Consider the following 20,398-nt stretch of genomic DNA (forward strand, 5'->3'; position numbering starts at 1 on the left):
GTGGTTGCTCGGGGGGGGGGTGGGGGCTGGCGCCCCCCACCACGCTGAATCCCGCCCCGGGCCGCAGTGCGAGCGTGGCGGCGCCCACCGCGGGCGCATAGAGCCGGCTGGCTTCCCCGTACAAATGGAACAGCGGCAGCCCGGTGGCTCGCAATGTCTCCCGGAAATCCTGGCGCGCCATGTCTTCCCATAAAGCGGCAAGCGCCAACGCATCGCACTGGCCCGCCATGTGCGCGATGCGTTGCATTGCGGCGCCTTCCGGGCGCCTTCCCGCCGACCACATTCCCAGCGCGACCGACGGCGCCAGCCGGGGCCAGTCGGCCCGGATGCGGGCCGCCATCTGCGCGGCGTGCGCAATCTCATAGTGGCCGTGCAGGCCATGCGGCCAGGCCGCATCGGTCACCAGCCTCGGTGTCATGTCGATGCTGCCGACCGCTGCCAGCGGAAGACCCGAATGGTCCCGCAGCAGCGCCCATGCCACCATCGCCCCCATCGACCAGCCAGCGACCACCACGTCTGTCAGCCCGAGGTGCGCAACCAGTCCGGCGACGTCGCGCGCCAGCGCCGTGATCGTGGTGCCGTCGCGCTCGCGCGACAGGCCGTGGCCGGCATGGTCGGGCGCGATCACGCGGAATCCCGCCAGTGCGAGCGCCCGCTGGCCGTCGAAGGCCTCGCCGGTGACGGACCAGCCGTGCAGCAACAGCAGCGGCCGTCCCTGGCCGGTTTCGCGCCAGCCTGGCAAGGCGCCGCGTGCCGGGTGGCTGGCGAACGGCGGCGAAGCGGGGCCGGCAGGTGCCGAATCGGAAGCGTCCAACGACGGTTCTCTCCTGGCAGGAGGGTAAAGGGCAGCGGCCTGGATGCCACCGGGTGAGGGTGCCTCTCTATTGACATCCACGGTGGGCAATTTATACGATGAAACATGAATCAGCTATCAGGTTTTGCCTGAGTGGCGATTCCCGGCGCAGGCAGGCGCGGAGGAGGCACCTGCCTGCGCCGGCAGACATGAAGCGGCTGGCATTCCAATGACAAGGCGCGCAGCGCCACCGGAGACAAGATGTCCCAGACCGACACGGGCGCACCGCCCGAAACCGGCGCAACCCGCGAACCCGGCGCAACCCGCGAACCCGGTCATGCCGGCGGCATCTGCCCGCCCAAGACCGCGCGCGGGCAGAAGACGCGCGAGGCGCTGCTGCGCGCGGCCGAGAAGGTGTTCGGTGAGAAAGGCTATTACGCCGCGTCGATCTCCGAGATCACGCAGGAAGCCAAGGTCGCGATGGGCACCTTCTACCTGTATTTCAAGGACAAGGAAGACATCTTCCGCGCGCTGGTCGCGCACATGCTGGAACTGGTGCGCGCCCACCTGCGCAAGCACGTTGCCGCCGCGGCCACCCAGATGGAAGCCGAGCGCCTGGGGCTGAAGGCATTTCTCTCTTTCGTTTCGCGCCACAAGAACCTGTACCGGATCGTGCTTGATTCGTACTCGGTCGATGAGACCATCTACAGCAGCTATTTCCAGGTGTTTGCCGAGCTCTACAGCCGGCGCCTGACGCGCGCCGAAGAGCAGGGCGAGATCGTGCCCGGCGATGCCGAGGTGCGCGCCTGGTGCCTGATCGGCATCAGCAACTTCCTGGGCATGCGCTATGCGCGCTGGAAGCGCCCGCCTTCGATGGAGAAGGTGGTCGACACCGCTTTCGACCTGATCTCGCACGGCCTGCAGCCGCGATGAACGCCCACGCAGAACCCCTGGTGCAGTGGGCGCGCGCCGATGGCGTGGCGCTGCTGCGCCTGAACCGGCCGCAGCGGCACAACAGCCTGGTGCCCGAGTTGCTGGAAGCGCTGCTCGCCGCGCTGGACGAGATTGAAGCCGACCCGGCGATTCATGCCGTGGTGCTGACGCATGCCGGGAAAAATTTCTCCACCGGCGGCGATGTCGCGGCATTCGCTGCGCAGGGCGACGCGATAGCCAGCTACGCCGACCGGCTGCTGGCACTGCTGAACCGTTCGATCCTGCGCCTGGCAGCGCTGCGCTGCCCGGTGGTGGCGGCGGTGGAGGGCTGGCTGACGGGCGGCTCGCTGGGTTTGGTGCTGGCGTGCGACATGGCGGTGCTGGCGCGGGATGCGCGCATCGCGCCGTACTACACGGTGGTTGGCTTCAGCCCGGACGGCGGCTGGACCGCGATGCTGCCGCAGCTGGTCGGCACGCCGCGGGCGCGCGCCTGGCAGCTGAACAATACGATCGTCGCCGCGCCGGAGGCGGCGGCGCTCGGGCTGGCGACTGCGCTGGCCGCACCGGGTTCGGCCGAGGCCGATGCCGCGACGCTGGCGCGTGGCGTCATGCGCAAGGTGCCGGGCAGCGTGGCCCGCACGCGCGCGCTGTTGCGCTGGGACGCCGACACCCTGGCGGCCGGCCTTGAGCGCGAGCGCGCGGCCTTTGTCGCACAGATCGCCAGCGCCGAGACTGCCGACGGCATGCGGTGCTTCCTGGCAGGGCGCGCGCGCGAATAGTTTGTAGAGCTTTCCCAGGCAGTTGCAGCAGGTTTCATCCAGACAAAGACAAACGAGACCGAACACAGGAGACAGCAATGCAACGCAACCCACTCGCCGTACGTGCCCTGGTCATGGCCGCCGGCCTGCTTGCCGCCGGCACCGCGCTGGCCAAGGACATCCGCATAGCGCACGTCTATGACAAGACCGGCGCGCTCGAGGCCTACGCCAAGCAGACCCAGACCGGCTTGATGATGGGTCTGGAGTACGCCACCAACGGCACCATGACCGTCAACGGCAACAAGCTGGTGGTGATCGAGAAAGACACCCAGGGCAAGCCGGACGTGGCCAAGGCCCAGCTGGCCGCCGCCTACAGCGACGACCGCGCCGATATCGCGGTCGGCCCCACCTCTTCCGGCACCGCGCTGGCGATGCTGCCGGTGGCAGAGGAATACAAGAAGGTACTGCTGGTCGAACCCGCGGTGGCCGACTCGATCACCGGCGACAAGTGGAACCGCTATATCTTCCGCACCGGCCGCAACTCGTCGCAGGACGCAATCTCCAACGCCGTGGCGCTGGACAAGCCGGGCGTGCAGATCGCCACGCTGGCGCAGGACTACGCTTTTGGCCGCGACGGCGTCAAGGCCTTCAAGGGCGCGCTGAAGAACGCCAGGGTCGTGCATGAGGAATACCTGCCGACCAGCACCACGGACTTCACCGCAGGCGCGCAGCGGCTGTTTGATTCGCTCAAGGACAAGCCGGGTCGCAAGGTGATCTTCATTATCTGGGCCGGTGCCGGCAACCCGTTCAAGATCGCGGATCTGGATCCCAAGCGCTACGGCATCGAGATTGCCACGGGCGGCAACATCCTGCCGGCGATGGCCAGCTACAAGAACTTCCCGGGCATGGAAGGGGCTACGTACTACTACTTCGGCATTCCCAAGAACAAGGCCAATGAGTGGCTGGTGTCCAACCACTACAGCAAGTTCAAGGCGCCGCCCGATTTCTTCACGGCCGGCGGCATGACCGCGGGCATCGCGCTGGTGGAGGCGCTGAAGAAGACCAGCGGCGAGACCGGCACCGAGAAGCTGATCACGGCGATGGAAGGCATGTCATTCGACACCCCCAAGGGCAAGATGACTTTCCGCAAGGAAGACCACCAGGCCATGCAGTCGATGTACCACTTCAAGATCAAGGTGGATCCGGCCTTCGCCTGGGGCGTGCCTGAGCTCGTGCGCGAGATCAAGCCCGAAGAAATGGCCGTGCCCGTGCGCAACCACCGATGATGAACGCGCCAGCATCCTTCACCCGGTCCGCGCCGGCGCCGTCGCAGCCGGCCGCCGGGCACGCCGGCGCGACTGCCGCCGCGGCGCAGCCGCTGCTGGAGACGCGCGGCCTGACCATCCGCTTTGGCGGCCATGTGGCCGTCAATGCGGTGTCGTGCGCGTTCCGGCCCGGCGAGCTGACCTGCATCGTCGGCCCCAACGGCGCCGGCAAGACCACGTACTTCAACCTGGTCTCGGGCCAGTTGCCGCCCACGGCCGGGCAGATCCTGCTGGATGGCGAGGACGTGACGCGCCTGCCGGTGTCGCAGAAGACGCGCCGTGGCATCGGCCGCGCTTTCCAGCTGACCAGCCTGTTCCCGCAGCTGTCGGTGCTGGAGAACGTGCGCCTGGCGGTGCAGGCGCGCCAGCAGCGCGGCATCGACCTGTTCTCGATGTGGACCAGCCACCGCGACGTGCAGGCGCAGGCCATGGCGATCCTGGAGCGCGTGGCGCTGGCCGGCAAGCGCCAGCTGACGGTGGCCTCGCTGCCGCACGGCGACCAGCGCAAGCTGGAGGTCGGCATCCTGCTCGCGCTGCAGCCGCGCGTGTTCATGTTCGACGAGCCCACCGCGGGCATGAGCGTGGATGAAGTGCCGGTGATCCTTGACCTGATCCGCGAGATCCGCCAGGACCGCAGCAAGACCGTGCTGCTGGTCGAACACAAGATGGACGTGGTGCGCTCGCTGGCCGACCGCATCATCGTGCTGCACAACGGCACCCTGGTGGCCGACGGCGACCCGGCCGAGGTGATCGCCTCGCCGGTGGTGCAGCAGGCTTACCTGGGCATGCCGGAAGAGGAGGGCAGCCATGGCTGACGCACAAGCAACCGGGCCGATCCTGCGTTTACAGGGCGTGCAGACCCATATCGGCCCGTACCACATCCTGCACGGCGTCAGCTTCGAGGTGCCGCGCGGCGGCGTGACCATGCTGCTGGGGCGCAACGGCGCCGGCAAGACCACCACGCTGCGCACCATCATGGGCCTGTGGCAGGCCAGCACCGGCACGGTGACCTTTGACGGCACCGACATCACGCGCCACAGCACGCCCGCGATCGCGCAGGCCGGCATTGCCTACGTGCCGGAAAACATGAGCGTGTTCTCCGACCTGACCGTGGCCGAAAACATGCGCCTGGCAGCGCGCACCGGCGCCATCGACGAGCGCCGGCTGGACTGGGTGTTCCGCATGTTTCCGGCGCTTAGGACCTTCTGGCAGCAGCGCGCCGGCGTGCTGTCGGGCGGGCAGAAGCAGATGCTGTCGGTAGCGCGCGCCATCATCGAGCCGCGCCAGCTGCTGATCGTCGACGAGCCCACCAAGGGCCTGGCGCCGGCCATCATCCAGAACATGATCCATGTGTTCCGCGAGCTCAAGCAGACCGAGGTGTCGATCCTGCTGGTGGAGCAGAACTTCCATATGGCGAAGTCGGTGGGGGATACGGTGGCGGTGATGGACGATGGGCGGACGGTGCACACGGGCACGATGGCGGCGCTGGCTGAAGACGACGGGCTGCAGCAGAAGTTGCTGGGGCTGTCGCTGGCGGCGCACCAGTAACGCGGGACAACACACATGACCACTTCAACGACATTGCCGGCCGCCGCACCGTCGGACCTGCCCAAGGTACGGCTCGACTGGACCCCGCTGGCGCTGGCGCCGCTGCTGATGCTGCTGGCCTATCCGCTGGTCGGCAGCCCGTCGACCTGGCTCACGCTGACCATTGCCGGGCTCGCGATGGGAATGATCATCTTCGTCGTCTCGTCGGGCCTGACGCTGGTGTTCGGCCTGATGGATGTGCTCAACTTCGGCCACGGCGCCTTCATCGCGCTGGGCGCTTATGTGGCCGCCTCGGTCCTGCTGCCACTGGCAGGCTGGGTCGAAGCCGACAGCCTGGCGTTGAACCTGTCGGTGTTTGCACTGGCGATCGTAGCCGCAATGGTCGCAGCCGGCGCGGTCGGGCTGTTCTTCGAGCGCGTGGTGGTGCGCCCGGTCTACGGCCAGCACCTGAAGCAGATCCTGATCACGATGGGCGGCATGATCGTGGCCGAGCAGCTGATCAAGGCGATCTGGGGCCCAGAGACCATCGCGCTGCAGGTGCCCACCACCTTCCGCGGCGCGGTGCTGCTGGGCGATGCCGCGATCGAGAAATACCGGCTGATCGCGATGGCGCTGGGGCTGGTGATCTTTATCGCCATGCTGTTGCTGCTGAATCGCACCCGCATCGGCCTGCTGATCCGCGCCGGCGTGGAGAACCGCGAGATGGTCGAAGCGCTTGGCTACCGCGTGCGGCGCCTGTTTATCGGCGTGTTCGTCGCGGGCGCGGCGCTGGCGGGGCTGGGCGGGGTGCTGTGGGGGCTGTACCAGCAGAACATCACCGCGGCGATCGGTGCGCAGGTGAATGTGCTGATCTTTATCGTCATCATCATCGGCGGGCTGGGATCGACCACGGGCTGCTTTGTCGGTGCGCTGCTGGTGGGGCTGATGGCCAACTACACCGGTTTCCTGTTCCCCAAGGTGGCTCTGTTCTCCAACATCCTGCTGATGATGCTGGTGCTGCTGTGGCGCCCACAGGGGCTGTTCCCGGTGGCGCGGCGCTGAGGGCAACGACCATGATCCGACTTCTCTCCGGCGACCTGCCGCGCAGCCGCGTGCTGACCGTGATCCTGCTGGTGATCCTGGTGGCCCTGGCGTGCGCGCCCTTTGCCTTCCCCGGCGCGCGCGCGCTCAACATGGCGGCCAAGATCTGCATCTTCCTGGTGCTGGTGGCCAGCTATGACCTGCTGCTGGGCTATACCGGCATCGTTTCCTTTGCTCACACCATGTTCTTCGGCATCGGCGGCTATGGCGTGGCCATCGCCATGTCGCGCATGGAGCCGGGCTGGGGCGCGCTGCTGGCCGGCACCGTGGGTGCGCTCGCGGTGTCAGCGCTGCTGGCGTTCCTGATCGGGTTGTTCTCGCTGCGGGTGCGCGCGATCTTCTTTGCCATGATCACGCTGGCGGTGGCGACCGCCTTTGCCACGCTGGTGTCGCAGCTGTCGGAATGGACCGGCGGCGAAGACGGGCTGACTTTCAAGGTGCCGGAGGTGCTGCGCCCCGGCTTTACGCTGGGCGACACTGAATGGCTGGGCGTGCCGCTGAGCGGCAAGCTGCTGAGCTACTACCTGGTGTTCGCCGGCGCGGTGGTGCTGTTCCTGGTGCTGCTGCGGATCGTCAACTCGCCCTTTGGCCGGGTGCTGCAGGCGATCCGCGAGAACGACTTCCGCGCCGAGGCGATTGGCTACCGCACCGTGGTGTACCGCACCGTGTCGACGGTGCTGTCGGCGATGTTCGCCACGCTGGCGGGCGTGCTGATGGCGATCTGGCTGCGCTACAACGGGCCCGATACCTCGCTGTCGTTCGAGATCATGGTCGACATCCTGCTGATCGTGGTGATCGGCGGCATGGGCACGCTCTATGGCGCGGTGATCGGCACGGTGCTGTTCCTGGTGGCGCAAACCTACCTGCAGGACGTGATGAAACTGGCCAGCGACGCCACCGCCGCGCTGCCGCTGCTGTCGTCGCTGCTGCATCCGGACCGGTGGCTGCTGTGGCTGGGTTTGCTGTTTATCCTGAGCGTCTATTATTTCCCGCAGGGCGTGGTGGGGCGGCTGCGCGGCACCGGGCCCGTGCAGGACGTGGCAAGCTGAGCGGAGGCTAGCGCATGTACGTCATCGACTGGCTGCACAAGAATGCGCAGCATTTCCCCGACAAGGTCGCGCTGGTGGACGTGGAGACCGGCCGCCAGGTGACCTATCGCCATTTCGACGAACGCGCCAGCCGCTTCGCGGAATACCTGCGTGACCACCTGCAACTGGCGCCGGGCACGCGCGTGGCGGTGCTGGCGCACAACAGCTCGGACTATTTCGAGATGCTGTATGGTTGCGCCAAGGCCGGCATGGTGATGGTGTGCCTGAACTGGCGCCTGCCGGCGGCGGAGCTGCTGCCGATCCTGCAGGACTGCACGCCCGAGGTGCTGGTGGCCGGCGACGGCTTCCTCGCCGTGGCCGCGGATCTGGCGCGCGCCATGCCGCTGCGCGCGGTGCTGCACCTGGCCGACGATGAGGCCGCCGACGTTCCCGGCGGCTGGACCGAGTACGAGGCGGTGCTCGACGCCGCCTCCGGCCGCATCATCGAGATGCCGTGCCGCGATGAGTCCGAGGTCTGGCACCTGCTCTATACCTCCGGCACCACCGGCAGGCCCAAGGGCGTGATCCAGACCTATGGCATGGTCTTCTTCAATGCCGTCAACGCGATGCTGGCAAACAAGATCACGCGCGACGACGTGTTCCTCAGCGTGCTGCCGTTCTTCCACACCGGCGGCCTCAACCTGTATGCCAACCCGGTGCTGCACGCGGGCGGTACGGTGCACATCATGCGGCAGTTCGAGCCGCAGGTGGTGCTGGGCAAGCTCGACCGCGCCAGCGGCGAGGGCATCACCATGTTCTTCGCGGTGCCGGCGGTCTACCTGTTCCTGAGCCAGCACCCGCGCTTCGCGCAGGCAGACTTCGCCGGCGTGCGCAATATGTCGGCGGGGGGCTCGCCGGTGCCCAGGCCGCTGCTGGAGGCCTACCTGGCCAAGGGCGTGACCATCTGCTTCGGCTTCGGCATGACCGAGACCGGTCCCACGGTCTTTGTCTGCGACGAAGGCACCGCGCGCCGCAAGATCGGCACCATCGGCAAGCCAGTGGGGTCGATGCTGACGCGCATCGTCGATGCGGCTGGAGTGGACGTGGGCCCGGGCGAGCGTGGCGAACTGCTGATCAAGGGCCCCGGCGTGACGCCAGGCTACTGGAACCTGCCCGAGGCCACCGCGGCCGCGATCCGCGGCGGCTGGCTGCATTCCGGCGATATCGCCTATCGTGACGAGGACGGCGACTACTACATCGTCGACCGGGCCAAGGACATGTTTATCTCGGGCGGCGAGAACGTCTATCCGGCCGAAGTCGAGAACGTGCTGTTCCAGCTGCCGGGCGTGGCCGAGGCCGCCGTGATCGGCACGCCGGATGCGCGCTGGGGCGAGGTCGGCATGGCGCTGGTGGTGCTGCGCCCGGGCGCTGTGCTGGAGGCCGATGCCGTGATCGCCCACTGCAAGGCGCAGCTGGCCGGCTACAAGGTGCCGCGCCATGTGCGCTTTCTCGACGCGCTGCCGCGCACGCCGTCAGGCAAGGTGGAAAAGCACAAGCTGCGCGCACAGTTCTCTGGCTGAGGCGCATGGCCGCGCCAGCGGTTGCCGTGTTTCCGATTTCCGCAGTTCGCAGTCTCCGCAGTCCTCGATCTGAAGACAACTCGACAGCCCCGGCCATCCGGGTGCGACAGGAGGAGGTTGACATGCATTCCACGCAGATCCCGCTGCAGCAGAAACGCCGCCTCAGGCTCACGGTGCTGGCGGCCGCCGCATCGATGCTGGCCGCCGCCTGCGGCTCGGGCGATGACAACAACAACGGCAACGGCAGCAACCCCAATACCAAGCCGGCGAATATCGGCACGGTCACGATCAACAGCTACAACGGCACCACCGACGACCTGCTCACTGCCGGCCTGGGCAAGGACGGCCTCGCCAGCGCCACCGCGCCACTGCCGGCCAATCCCACCGCGCCGACCGCGGCGGAGTTGCGGCGCTATGTGATCCATACCAACTATCGTGCCCTCGTCGACACCACCGCCAGCGGCGGCTACGGCTCGCTCTACGGCCCCAATGTCGACGCTCAGGGCAATGCCACCGGCTCCGAAGGCAAAGTGGCCGGCGTGGAGTACCTGGCCTTTTCGGACGATGGCTCGGGCCAGCAGAACGTGACCATGCTGGTGCAGATCCCTGCGTCGTTCAACACTTCGAAGCCATGCGTGATCACCGCCACCTCGTCCGGCTCGCGCGGCGTCTATGGCGCCATCGCCACCGGCGAGTGGGGCCTGAAGCGCGGCTGCGCGGTGGCCTATACCGACAAGGGCACCGGCGCCGCGCCGCATGACCTGGATACCGACACCGTGCCGCTGATCGACGGCACCCGCGCCACGCGCGCTGCGGCCGGCAAGAACGCGCAGTTCGCCGCGCCGGCGGGGGCCACCTCGCTGGCGGACTTCACCGCTGCCAACCCGCACCGGCTGGCATTCAAGCACGCGCATTCGCAGCGCAACCCGGAGAAGGACTGGGGCAAGTTCACGCTGCAGGCGGTGGAATTTGCGATCTGGGCGATCAATGACCGCTTCGGCGCCGTATCCGCCAACGGCACCCGCCAGCGCACCCTGGACAAGGACAGGATCGTGGTGATCGCCTCCAGCGTATCGAACGGCGGCGGTGCCGCGGTGGCGGCGGCCGAGCAGGATGCCGGCGGGCTGATCGACGGCGTTGCGGTGGGCGAGCCCAACCTGAACATGCCGCCCGATACCGGCGTCGTGGTGCAACGCGGCGCGACGCCGGTGGCGGCTTCGGGCCGCACGCTGTACGACTACAGCACCACGGCCAACCTGCTGCAGCACTGCGCCGCGCGGGCCACCGCGCTGGCCCAGGCGCCGCTCTACACCAACCCGGCCACGGCGACCTTCTTTGCCAACCGCTGCCAGACGCTGGCGGAAAAGGGCCTGGTCAGCGGTGCGAACACGGACGAGCAAAGCGCCAGCGCCCTGCAGGCGCTGCGTGCCGCCGGCTGGGAAGCGGAAACGGACGATCTGCACCCGTCGCTGGCCGTGCTTGATGTAGCCGCCGCGATCTCGGTCAACTATGCCAACGCCTATGCGCAGGCCAGCGTCACCGACCGGCTGTGCGGCTACAGCTTTGCCAGCACGCTGACCGACCTGAAGCCCGCGGCAATCGCACCCGCGGCGCTGGCGTCGATGTTCGCCATCGGCAACGGCGTGCCGCCGCAGCCGCCGGTCCAGCTGATCAATGACCTCGATCCGCAGCATGGCCCGTACCTGAACCTGGCGTCCGTTTCACCGTCGACGTTGCGGGCAGACCTGAACTACGACGGCGCCAACTGCCTGCGCAGCCTGCTGTCCGGCTCCGACGCCGCGGCGCGTGCGTTGCAGGCCGGCCAGGCGCTGACGCTGCGCAACGGCAACCTGCGCGGCAAGCCTGCGGTGATCGTGCACGGGCGCAGCGACGGGCTGCTGCCGGTGAACCATACCTCGCGCCCGTATCTCGGGCTGAACCGGCAGCAGGAGGGCGTGACCAGCAAGCTGTCGTACGTGGAGGTCGAGAACGCCCAGCACCTCGATGCCTTCATCGGGCTGGTGCCGGGCTACAGCAACCGCTATGTGCCGCTGCACGTCTACCTGAACCGGGCCCTGGACGCGGTCTACGACAACCTCACCGCCGGCAAGGCGCTGCCGCCGTCGCAGGTGGTGCGCACCACGCCGCGCGGGGGCACCCTCAACACGCCGGCGCCGACGCTGCTGCCGTCCAACGTGCCGCCGTTTGCCGCATCGCCTGCTGCCGGCAACGCGATTACCGTCAACGCTAATACCGTACAGGTGCCTGACTGATGAACGATGCCCTGCCGCGCGTGCTGTCGCAGCGCGATTTTGACCGCTTCGCCGCCTTGTCGCACGACGACAACCCGATCCACTGCGATCCGTGCTTTGCCCGTGGCACGCATTTCGGTGCCACCGTGGCGCACGGCATGTTCCTGTTCTCGCTGCTGTGCGCCCACACCTGGCGGCAGCTGCCCGGGCCGGCGTTGCCGGTCGGGCAGACGCTGATGTTCCCGACACCGGCCTTCGTTGGCGATACGGTGCGGATCGCGCTGGCGCCGCAGCACGCGCCCGCCGGACTGGCGGGCTACGGCACCACCGTTGGCAGCGCGGGCGGGCCGGGCGATGCGCAGCGCGTCACGGCCGTGGGCGAGTCGCTCTGGCTGCCGGGTGCCGGGCCGGAGGGACTGGCCCGGCTACCCGGCGACACGGCACCGGCGCCAGAGGCGGGCGACGCCTCACTGTACGGCCTGCGCCCCGGTCACGAAGCCCGTGCAACACGCGCCTTCACCCAGGCGGACCTGGACGAATACATCAACCTGACCGGCGACGCCAACCCCTACCACGCCGATCCGGCCTTTGCCCGCGCGCGCGGCTTTGGCGGGCCGGTGGTGCCGCTGCCGCTGCTGGCCGGCATGTTCTCGGACCTGCTCGGCACGCAACTGCCCGGACGGGGCACGGGGTGGATGAAGCAGTCGTTGCGCCTCGCTTCAGCCGCGCGGCTGGATGAGCCGCTGACGGCATGCGTGCGCATCGTGCGGGTGCGCGCGGGCAAGGACCTGGTCAACCTGGCCAGCGTCGTCACGGGCGCGGACGGGCGCGTGGTGGTGCAGGGCGAATCACTGGTGCTGGTGCGCAACCTGGCGGACAAGGGAGCCTGCCGTGCCGCCTAGCCACGTATCGCTTGCGGCACTTGAGAGCGTCGGAGCCTGGGGTATCGGCATGGCGTGCTGAACGGGGTGATTGCGTACCGGCGCGGCCTTGAAATGTCGCGACAAAGCCTTATCTTTCGGAAAGACATCCAGTGTCCGGCAGGGCATACGGGCGCTCCGGCAGCGAAGACCGGCGCCGACGCCCCCGCATCAGGACACGACCTTATCCGAGAGAGGGAATCCTTATGCGTCTTGACAAGCTGACCACCCGGTTCCAGGAAGCGCTGGCTGATGCGCAAAGCCTGGCACTGGGCAACGACAACCAATACATCGAACCGCAGCACCTGCTGCGCGCGCTGCTGGCGCAGGACGACGGCGCCGCCAAGGCGCTGCTGGCGCGCGCCGGCGTCAACGTGCAGGGCCTGCAGACGGCGCTCGATGCCGCCATCAAGCGCCTGCCGCAAGTGCAGGGCACCAGCGAGGTCCAGATCGGCCGCGACCTGGTGAACCTGCTCAACGCCACCGAGAAGGAAGCCATCAAGCGCGGCGACCAGTTCATCGCCAGCGAGCTGTTCCTGCTGGCCGTCGCCGACGACAAGGGCGACGCCGGCCGCATCGCGCGTGAAAACGGCCTGAACCGCAAGTCGCTCGAGTCGGCGATCCAGGCCGTGCGCGGCGGCGATTCGGTCAACAGCGCCGAGGCCGAGGGCCAGCGCGAGGCCCTCAAGAAGTACACCATCGACCTGACCGAGCGCGCCCGCATCGGCAAGCTCGATCCCGTGATCGGCCGCGACGACGAGATCCGCCGCGCGATCCAGATCCTGCAGCGCCGCACCAAGAACAACCCGGTGCTGATCGGCGAGCCGGGCGTGGGCAAGACCGCCATCGTCGAGGGGCTGGCGCAGCGCATCGTCAACGGCGAAGTGCCCGAGAGCCTGAAGAACAAGCGCGTGCTGGTGCTGGACATGGCCGGCCTGCTGGCCGGCGCCAAGTACCGCGGCGAGTTCGAGGAACGCCTGAAGGCGGTGCTGAACGACGTCGCCAAGGACGAGGGCCAGACCATCGTCTTCATCGACGAGATCCACACCATGGTCGGGGCCGGCAAGGCCGAGGGCGCGATCGACGCGGGCAACATGCTCAAGCCGGCGCTCGCGCGCGGCGAGCTGCATTGCATCGGCGCGACCACGCTGGACGAGTACCGCAAGTACATCGAGAAGGACGCCGCGCTGGAGCGCCGCTTCCAGAAGGTGCTGGTCGATGAGCCGAGCGTTGAAGCCACCATTGCCATCCTGCGCGGGCTGCAGGAAAAGTATGAGCTGCACCACGGCGTGGAAATCACCGACCCGGCCATCGTCGCCGCGGCGGAGCTGTCGCATCGCTATATCACCGACCGCTTCCTGCCCGACAAGGCGATCGACCTGATCGACGAGGCGGCCGCCCGCATCAAGATGGAAATCGATTCCAAGCCGGAGTCGATGGACAAGCTCGAGCGCCGCACCATCCAGCTGAAGATCGAGCGCGAGGCGGTCAAGAAAGAGACCGATGAGGCGTCGATGAAGCGCCTGGAGCTGATCGAGCAGGAAATCGCGCGCCTGGAGAAGGAGTACGCCGACCTGGACGAGATCTGGAAGGCCGAGAAGGGCGCCGCGCAGGGCACGGCCGCGCTCAAGGAAGAGATCGAGAAGGTCAAGCTGGAGATCGCCAAGCTGCAGCGCGAAGGCAAGCTGGACAAGGTGGCCGAGCTGCAATACGGCAAGCTGCCGGGCCTGGAAGGCAAGCTCAAGGCCGCCACCGACGCCGAGGCCAGCGAGCAGAAGCAGCCCAACAAGCTGCTGCGCACGCAGGTGGGCGCCGAGGAAATCGCCGAAGTGGTGAGCCGTGCCACCGGCATCCCGGTATCGAAGATGATGCAGGGCGAGCGCGAGAAGCTGCTGAAGATGGAAGACCGGCTGCATGGGCGCGTGGTCGGCCAGGACGAAGCCGTGCGGCTGGTGTCCGATGCCATCCGCCGTTCGCGTGCCGGGCTTGCGGACGAGAACCGGCCTTATGGCTCGTTCCTGTTCCTGGGCCCTACCGGCGTCGGCAAGACCGAGCTGTGCAAGGCCCTGGCCGAGTTCATGTTCGATTCGGAAGAGCACCTGATCCGCATCGACATGAGCGAATTCATGGAGAAGCACAGCGTCAGCCGCCTGATCGGCGCGCCGCCGGGATACGTGGGCTACGAGGAAGGCGGCTACCTGACCGAGGCCGTGCGCCGCAAGCCGTACAGCGTGGTGCTGCTGGATGAAGTCGAGAAGGCCCACCCGGACGTCTTCAACGTGCTGCTGCAAGTGCTGGACGACGGCCGCCTGACCGATGGCCAGGGCCGCACCGTGGACTTCAAGAACACGGTGATCGTGATGACGTCCAACCTGGGTTCGCAGATCATCCAGTCGATGACCGGCGAGCCGCAGGAAGCGATCAAGGGTGCGGTCTGGCAGGAAGTGCGCACGCATTTCCGGCCGGAGTTCCTGAACCGGATCGATGAAGTGGTGGTGTTCCACGCGCTCGACCAGAAGCATATCGAGTCGATCGCGCGCATCCAGCTGCAACGCCTGCAAGGCCGCCTGGCCCGCATGGACATGACGCTGGAGGTGAGCGAGACGGCGCTGGAGAAGATCGCCAGCGCAGGCTACGACCCGGTGTTTGGCGCGCGTCCGCTCAAGCGGGCGATCCAGCAGCAGATCGAGAACCCGGTGGCGCGGGCGATCCTGGAAGGCAAGTTCGCCGCCAAGGATGTGGTGCCGGTGGATTATGTCGACGGGGAGTTCACGTTCGGGCGGAAGCTGGACTAAGGCTGCCCATGGCTCGATCGACTGCCGGAGCACACAGGCGGTCGATCATGGTCAGGCCCCTGCGATACAGCGCAGGGGCTTTTTTTCGTCTTGCCATCGCGCGTTGCGTGTAAGGCGGTCCCGCCGCGTGCAATTTTTTCACGCCACGATGCCAGGGGTCGTCGCCAGCCGCGCCGTTCCGCGCCATCCGCCGAGTGGCACACTTCTCGCGTTGCAGAAGGGTTGAATTTCCCTACAAGGCGCTGCGCTGACGCAGCCCCATCCCCAAGGAGCCCTTCAATGACCGACAAGCCTTTCCTCTCAGACGTCAAGACATTGCGCGAGCGTGCCCGCAAGCACATCGATGATGGCGCCGTGACCGCGGGCTATGCCGCGGATCGCGATACCGTGCTGAAGCTGCTCAACGCTGCGCTGGCCACCGAAATCGTCTGCGTACTGCGCTATCGCCGACACTACTACATGGCCAAGGGGCCCAACTCGAAGAGCGTGGCCGATGAATTCCTGGCCCATTCCAATGAAGAGCAAGGCCATGCCGACCAGATCGCCGAGCGCATCGTCCAGCTTGGCGGCGAGCCAGACTTCGCACCCGACGGCCTGACCAGCCGCTCCCATGCTGAATATGTGGCGGGTACTTCGCTGACGGAAATGATCAAGGAAGACCTGGTGGCCGAGCGCATCGCCATCGACAGCTATCGCGAGATCATCCAGTTCCTGGGAGAACGCGATCCGACCTCACGCCGGATGATGGAGGGCATCCTGGCGGTGGAAGAGGAGCATGCCGACGAAATGGCTGACCTGCTCGCCCGCCAGGGCGGCTGAGGCGCAGGCGCGGCAGGCTGCCCCGCACTTGACCTTGATCAACCCCAGGTCGCAGGCAAGCCGATAACATTCGTCCTGTCATGGAGATGCGGGGGCGCTCTTCATGACTTGTCTACCCGTTTCCAGAATGGAAACTTCGCCCGCACCGGCTTGCCGGTGCGGGCGTTTTCTTATGCGCCCGACATGGGCCGCGTAAGGGACAAGCCCAAAGGGACCGATATGCAGAACGACGTGCTGCCAACTGTCGCAGCGGGAGCCAAGTCATGAATCGAAGTGTCGCCTGCGTCTGCGCTATGGCTGGCCTGGCGTTGATATTCACTGGCTGTGCCGGCGGGGAGCCGTCCTGGCAGCCCGAAAGCCGAGTCTCGACATCGAAATACATCAGCGGCGGCATGAAGGCGCTGAACTACACCCCTTACTACATTCATTCCTTCGAAGTTGAAGGTCCCGGCGAGGTCGGTGGTGGTGGCCCGAACATCATGCCAGCCGAATCCGATGGACACCCATCGGGGGGAGGAAAAGAAAGCTGCTGCATGACTTTCCCGCGCCAGTGGCAGCCCGATCTGCGCGTTACCGTGCGTTGGCTGGTTGAGAAGGTGAGGGACGGCAAGACCCCAGGCTATTGGTACAAGGCCGAAAACGTTCGCATCCCTCAGTACGATGGCTCCAAGACTGGCGGTGCCTGGGCCATCTTCCTGCCTGGTGATCGCGTCAAGCTAATGATTGCCGACGGCAATGCCAATGGTAATAACAGCGTCGATCGCAAGCACACTGCCGACGAGCCGGACGTTGCCCAAGGCGTGCGTGACGACGAATGGAATCTTAAATACCGACGGGGAGGTCTGAAATGGCGGTGGTGAAATGGCCAGACATGATGCCTGAAGGCGGTCGACTGGCGCAAAGTAAGGACGCCTGGGCATGGGGCGAGGGGACCGTGAGAGACCCATTGTGTGAATGTCCCCAGACCATTCATATCAATCTGTTCTTCGACGGCACCAACAACAACGACGACAAGAACAATAAGATGTGGCGAGACTCACTCTTCAAGACTCACACCAATGTGGCACGTTTGCATAGCGTTGCAAGGGACAAGCCGGATAGAGGCATTTTTTCGTTCTACATCCCGGGAGTGGGTACCCCGTCCCAGAGCTAGGGGAACTCGACTATTCCTCGAACGGCAAAGCTCTGGCCAAAGGCTTCGATCAGCGTTGCGTCTGGGGAATGATTCGGGTGCTCAATTCCGTGCAATATGCAATCACTCGGCGGAGCGATTTTCCCCTAGTTCGCGACAGCGAGGCCAAAGAGCTCTGTAATGCGGTCGCCGATGGTCGAGTGGGCAAGCTCATGGACAAGATTCGCATATTGGGTATCACCCATAGCAACCGCTTCGACGACGGTCCGCAGAGCCGGATGATCAAGAAGATCTGGATCAACGTCTTCGGCTTTTCGCGCGGGGCCGCGTCCGCCCGTGTCTTTGTCAGCAAGCTGATCAAGGAATGGGCGCCTGGCGGGCGGATCAGCGACCAGACGGGGCGGCGCGCGCTACCCTATGAGGTCAACTTCCTCGGGCTCTTTGACACGGTCGCCTCGGTGGGCCTGCCAGATTCGACTCGCGCCACGGTCGACCTGGATATGTTTGACGGGCATTTCCGCTTTGCCCGCGATGGTGCGCTGAATATACCCAAAGAAGTTCGCAGGTGCGCCCACTTCTACTCGATTCACGAGCAGCGCATGAGTTTTCCGCTCGACACTATCCGGATCGATGAAAGCTACCCCCAGACGCGGGGCCGCTGGGAGGTGGGTTATCCCGGCGTGCACTCCGACGTGGGCGATGCTCTCAATGAACAGGGCAAGGCGCGTGACGGCGACAGCAGCAAGCTCAGCCAGATTCCCCTGCATGACATGTACATCGCTGCGCTCAAGAGCGGCGTACCGCTGATGCTCGAGGAAGAGATTCGGAATTCCACTGCCCTGTCCGAAGATTTTGCGATCCACCCGGCGACGGTGGCAGCGTTCAACGACTGGCCGCACTCTTTTCAACGTATCGAGACGTGGAAGAGGCCTTGCGCTTTGGCATGGGTCAGCTGCTGAGCTGGCGTACCTTGCGCGCACAGATTGGCACCGGCCAGTATGTCACCGAGCGCACCTTCTTCCAGGCAGCGCCCGAGGATGCCAAGACGCCACGCAAGATCATGCTGGGTGTACAGGAGGCCGAACGCGACGACCCGGAATGCCAGCGCCAGAAGGCCGAGATTGCCCGGTTGGAGCAAGCAGCATACGTCGGCCGAGGCTGTGGCGCGCCTGGAGAAGGTCGCGATCGCCCTCTACGACGATTACGTGCACGACAGCCGGATCTGGTTCCGCATCCCGTTCTTCAATGAATATGCGCCGGGCGGCTATGGCTGGCCACGGGTGATATTCACCGGCAGAGACCAGCGTAGGCCCTATCTGGCACTTGCACCGGCAACGAATCTGCCGGCCGCAAACGAGGGGCTTGCGGTGGCATAGCTTCGGGATGGGAGCAAAACCGCCTTTGCCGGTTTCAGCGTGGCGAATGCGCCACCGACCACTGCCATCACGCCGTCCACACTTGATGTCCCCCTGTGCCGGCATGTCCATATTTCCGTCCGATCTTATGCAAAAAACAGCAAAGGATCGGCGAAACCATTCGTTCCGTTCAGATAGCCCCCTCGGTAGTCTTGCTCCTGACACAAGTCCGCTACCCAAGGCGGACAAGGCAAGAGGCGCCTGGCGCCCATTCACGACACTGACGGGAGCAACACAAGATGATCCGCAAACTGGCTATCAGCCTGGCCGTACTTGGCGCCCTGAGCGCGGCGCAGACCGCGGCGGCTGCCAACCTGCTGAACGTTTCCTACGATCCGACGCGCGAGCTGTATGTCGATGTCAATGCCGCCTTTGCCAAGGCCTGGAAGGCCCAGGGCGGCGATGCCGTGACCGTGCGCCAGTCGCACGGCGGCTCGGGCAAGCAGGCGCGCTCGGTGATAGACGGGCTGGACGCTGACGTAGTCACGCTGGCGCTGGGCTATGACATTGATGCCATCGCGGAGAAAGGGCTGATCAAGCCGGACTGGCAGAAGCGCCTGCCGCACAACGCCTCGCCGTACACCTCGACCATCGTGTTCCTGGTGCGCAAGGGCAACCCCAAGGGCATCAAGGACTGGGGCGACCTGGTCAAGCCGGGCGTGCAGGTGATCACGCCCAATCCCAAGACCTCGGGCGGCGCACGCTGGAACTACCTGGCGGCGTGGGGCTATGCGCTGCGCCAGCCGGGCGGCAATGACGTCAAGGCGCGCGAGTTCGTGGGCGAGCTGCTCAAGCATGTGCCGGTGCTGGATTCGGGCGCGCGCGGCGCCACCACCACCTTTGTCGAGCGCGGCCTGGGCGATGTGCTGATCGCGTGGGAGAACGAAGCCATCCTGGCGATCAAGGAGCTGGGCCCGGACAAGTTCGACATTGTCGCGCCGTCGGTGTCGATCCTGGCCGAGCCGCCGGTGGCGGTGGTCGACAAGGTGGTCGACAAGAAGGGCACGCGCAAGGCGGCCGAGGCCTACCTGCAGTTCCTGTACACCGACGAGGGCCAGGAGATCGCGGCCAAGAACTACTACCGCCCGATCTCGCAGAAGGTGGCGGCCAAGTACGCGGCCAACTTTCCCAAGGTGAAGCTGTTCACCATCGATGAAGCCTTCGGCGGCTGGCAGAAAGCCCAGAAGACCCACTTTGCCGATGGCGGCACGTTCGACCAGATCTACCAGCCCGGCAAGAAATAAACCACGAGACCGGCGCGCCGGGCCGCGTGGGGCGGCCGCGGCGCCGACCGGTCCATCAGAAGAAGGAAGCCCGATGTCCATCCTGACGCTCTCCGGCAGCCCGTCGGTCCAGTCCCGCTCCGGCCTGGTGCTGGCGCACCTGCGTGCCGCGCTCGAGGCTGCCGGCGAACGCACCCGCCACCTCGACCTGCGCGAACTGCCCGCAGGCCCGCTGCTGGCGGCACGCGTGGACGACCCCGTCATCGCCGCGGCCACGCATGCCGTGTCCGAGGCGCAGGTGGTGGTACTGGCCACGCCGGTCTACAAGGCCGCCTACAGCGGCCTGCTCAAGGCCTTCCTGGACCTGCTGCCGCAGACTGGCCTGCGCGACAAGATCGTGCTGCCGATCGCCACCGGCGGCAGCCTGGCCCATGCGCTGGCGATCGACTACGCGCTGCGCCCGGTGCTGTCCGCGCTGGGCTCGCGCCAGATCCTGCCCGGCATCTTTGCCGTGGACCAGCAGATCGAATCCTTTGAAGCCGCCGGCGTGCGCCAGGCGCGCTTCGATGCCGCGCTGTCGGCACGCCTGGACGAGGGCGTGCTGCGCGTGCGCGATGCGCTGGCGCATTCGCGCATCGAGGTGCCGCTCGATGTGGTGCCCGGCGCCCTGGTCCAGCGCGCTGCCGCGATCGCGGTGGCCGAGCGATGTTCCGCCTGAACTGACTGATTGACGGAAGTGGCGCCGGCCTGCCCGGCGCCACGGCAGCGACGCCATGCCACCCGCCACGCGGGGCCGG

Annotated in this window: 18 protein-coding genes; 17 read left to right on the forward strand and 1 reads right to left on the reverse strand. The window is 66.4% G+C overall.

Translation table 11 applies throughout. The annotated features are described in order from the left end of the window. Nucleotides 1-814, reverse strand: an 814-nt coding sequence (locus tag AC3WVS_RS19470; protein ID WP_492319951.1) for an alpha/beta fold hydrolase, incomplete at its 3' end; no start/stop codon positions are given. 240 nt (nucleotides 815-1,054) lie between these two features. On the opposite strand from AC3WVS_RS19470, the gene AC3WVS_RS19475 reads away from it, so the two are divergent. The 17 genes from AC3WVS_RS19475 (at nucleotide 1,055) to ssuE (ending at nucleotide 20,319) form a co-directional block, all read left to right on the forward strand. Next, entirely contained in the window at nucleotides 1,055-1,726 is a 672-nt protein-coding gene (locus AC3WVS_RS19475) for a TetR/AcrR family transcriptional regulator (protein WP_492319952.1), read from the forward strand. Then, the gene (locus AC3WVS_RS19480) at nucleotides 1,723-2,505 is read left to right on the forward strand and encodes an enoyl-CoA hydratase/isomerase family protein (RefSeq protein ID WP_492319953.1); all 783 of its coding nucleotides are present in this window, start codon (nucleotides 1,723-1,725) and stop codon (nucleotides 2,503-2,505) included. The genes AC3WVS_RS19475 and AC3WVS_RS19480 overlap by 4 nt, the downstream gene beginning before the upstream one ends. Before the next feature lie 77 nt (nucleotides 2,506-2,582). Next, nucleotides 2,583-3,770: a substrate-binding domain-containing protein gene (locus AC3WVS_RS19485; protein ID WP_492319954.1), complete on the forward strand. Its 1,188-nt coding sequence runs from the start codon at nucleotides 2,583-2,585 to the stop codon at nucleotides 3,768-3,770. 92 nt (nucleotides 3,771-3,862) lie between these two features. Next, the gene (locus AC3WVS_RS19490) at nucleotides 3,863-4,624 is read left to right on the forward strand and encodes an ABC transporter ATP-binding protein (protein WP_041227982.1); all 762 of its coding nucleotides are present in this window, start codon (nucleotides 3,863-3,865) and stop codon (nucleotides 4,622-4,624) included. Then, complete coding sequence (locus AC3WVS_RS19495; RefSeq protein WP_492319955.1) at nucleotides 4,617-5,357, forward strand: ABC transporter ATP-binding protein; 741 nt, start codon at nucleotides 4,617-4,619, stop codon at nucleotides 5,355-5,357. Before AC3WVS_RS19490 ends, AC3WVS_RS19495 begins: the two co-directional genes overlap by 8 nt. Nucleotides 5,358-5,372: 15 nt before the next feature. Further along, on the forward strand, nucleotides 5,373-6,398 hold the full coding sequence (locus AC3WVS_RS19500) for a branched-chain amino acid ABC transporter permease (protein WP_492319956.1): 1,026 nt from the start codon (nucleotides 5,373-5,375) through the stop codon (nucleotides 6,396-6,398). Nucleotides 6,399-6,409: 11 nt separating this feature from the next. Beyond that, complete coding sequence (locus tag AC3WVS_RS19505; RefSeq protein ID WP_492319957.1) at nucleotides 6,410-7,486, forward strand: branched-chain amino acid ABC transporter permease; 1,077 nt, start codon at nucleotides 6,410-6,412, stop codon at nucleotides 7,484-7,486. A gap of 14 nt (nucleotides 7,487-7,500) precedes the next feature. After that, nucleotides 7,501-9,045 (forward strand): acyl-CoA synthetase, encoded by a 1,545-nt coding sequence (locus AC3WVS_RS19510; RefSeq protein WP_492319958.1) that lies wholly within the window; start codon nucleotides 7,501-7,503, stop codon nucleotides 9,043-9,045. Between the two features lie 122 nt (nucleotides 9,046-9,167). Further along, nucleotides 9,168-11,318, forward strand: coding sequence for a D-(-)-3-hydroxybutyrate oligomer hydrolase (phaZ2, locus tag AC3WVS_RS19515; protein WP_492319959.1), 2,151 nt, complete (start codon nucleotides 9,168-9,170; stop codon nucleotides 11,316-11,318). Beyond that, entirely contained in the window at nucleotides 11,318-12,199 is an 882-nt protein-coding gene (locus AC3WVS_RS19520; RefSeq protein ID WP_492319960.1) for a MaoC/PaaZ C-terminal domain-containing protein, read from the forward strand. The genes phaZ2 and AC3WVS_RS19520 overlap by 1 nt, the downstream gene beginning before the upstream one ends. A gap of 224 nt (nucleotides 12,200-12,423) precedes the next feature. Beyond that, nucleotides 12,424-15,012, forward strand: coding sequence for an ATP-dependent chaperone ClpB (gene clpB / locus AC3WVS_RS19525; RefSeq protein ID WP_492319961.1), 2,589 nt, complete (start codon nucleotides 12,424-12,426; stop codon nucleotides 15,010-15,012). A gap of 279 nt (nucleotides 15,013-15,291) precedes the next feature. Further along, nucleotides 15,292-15,831, forward strand: coding sequence for a ferritin-like domain-containing protein (locus tag AC3WVS_RS19530; RefSeq protein WP_492319962.1), 540 nt, complete (start codon nucleotides 15,292-15,294; stop codon nucleotides 15,829-15,831). 263 nt (nucleotides 15,832-16,094) lie between these two features. Next, nucleotides 16,095-16,691, forward strand: coding sequence for a DUF3304 domain-containing protein (locus AC3WVS_RS19535; RefSeq protein ID WP_492319963.1), 597 nt, complete (start codon nucleotides 16,095-16,097; stop codon nucleotides 16,689-16,691). Between the two features lie 484 nt (nucleotides 16,692-17,175). Then, nucleotides 17,176-17,922, forward strand: coding sequence for a T6SS phospholipase effector Tle1-like catalytic domain-containing protein (locus AC3WVS_RS19540; protein ID WP_492319964.1), 747 nt, complete (start codon nucleotides 17,176-17,178; stop codon nucleotides 17,920-17,922). Then, a complete protein-coding gene (locus tag AC3WVS_RS19545) occupies nucleotides 17,907-18,212 on the forward strand; it encodes a hypothetical protein (RefSeq protein ID WP_492319965.1) in 306 nt (101 codons plus the stop codon). The genes AC3WVS_RS19540 and AC3WVS_RS19545 overlap by 16 nt, the downstream gene beginning before the upstream one ends. 405 nt (nucleotides 18,213-18,617) lie before the next feature. Beyond that, on the forward strand, nucleotides 18,618-19,622 hold the full coding sequence (locus AC3WVS_RS19550) for a sulfate ABC transporter substrate-binding protein (RefSeq protein ID WP_492319966.1): 1,005 nt from the start codon (nucleotides 18,618-18,620) through the stop codon (nucleotides 19,620-19,622). Between the two features lie 73 nt (nucleotides 19,623-19,695). After that, a complete protein-coding gene (gene ssuE, locus AC3WVS_RS19555; protein WP_492319967.1) occupies nucleotides 19,696-20,319 on the forward strand; it encodes an NADPH-dependent FMN reductase in 624 nt (207 codons plus the stop codon). Nucleotides 20,320-20,398 lie beyond the last annotated feature (79 nt).

It is taken from the genome of Cupriavidus sp. CPT47-8839-RL05A, assembly GCF_058792255.1.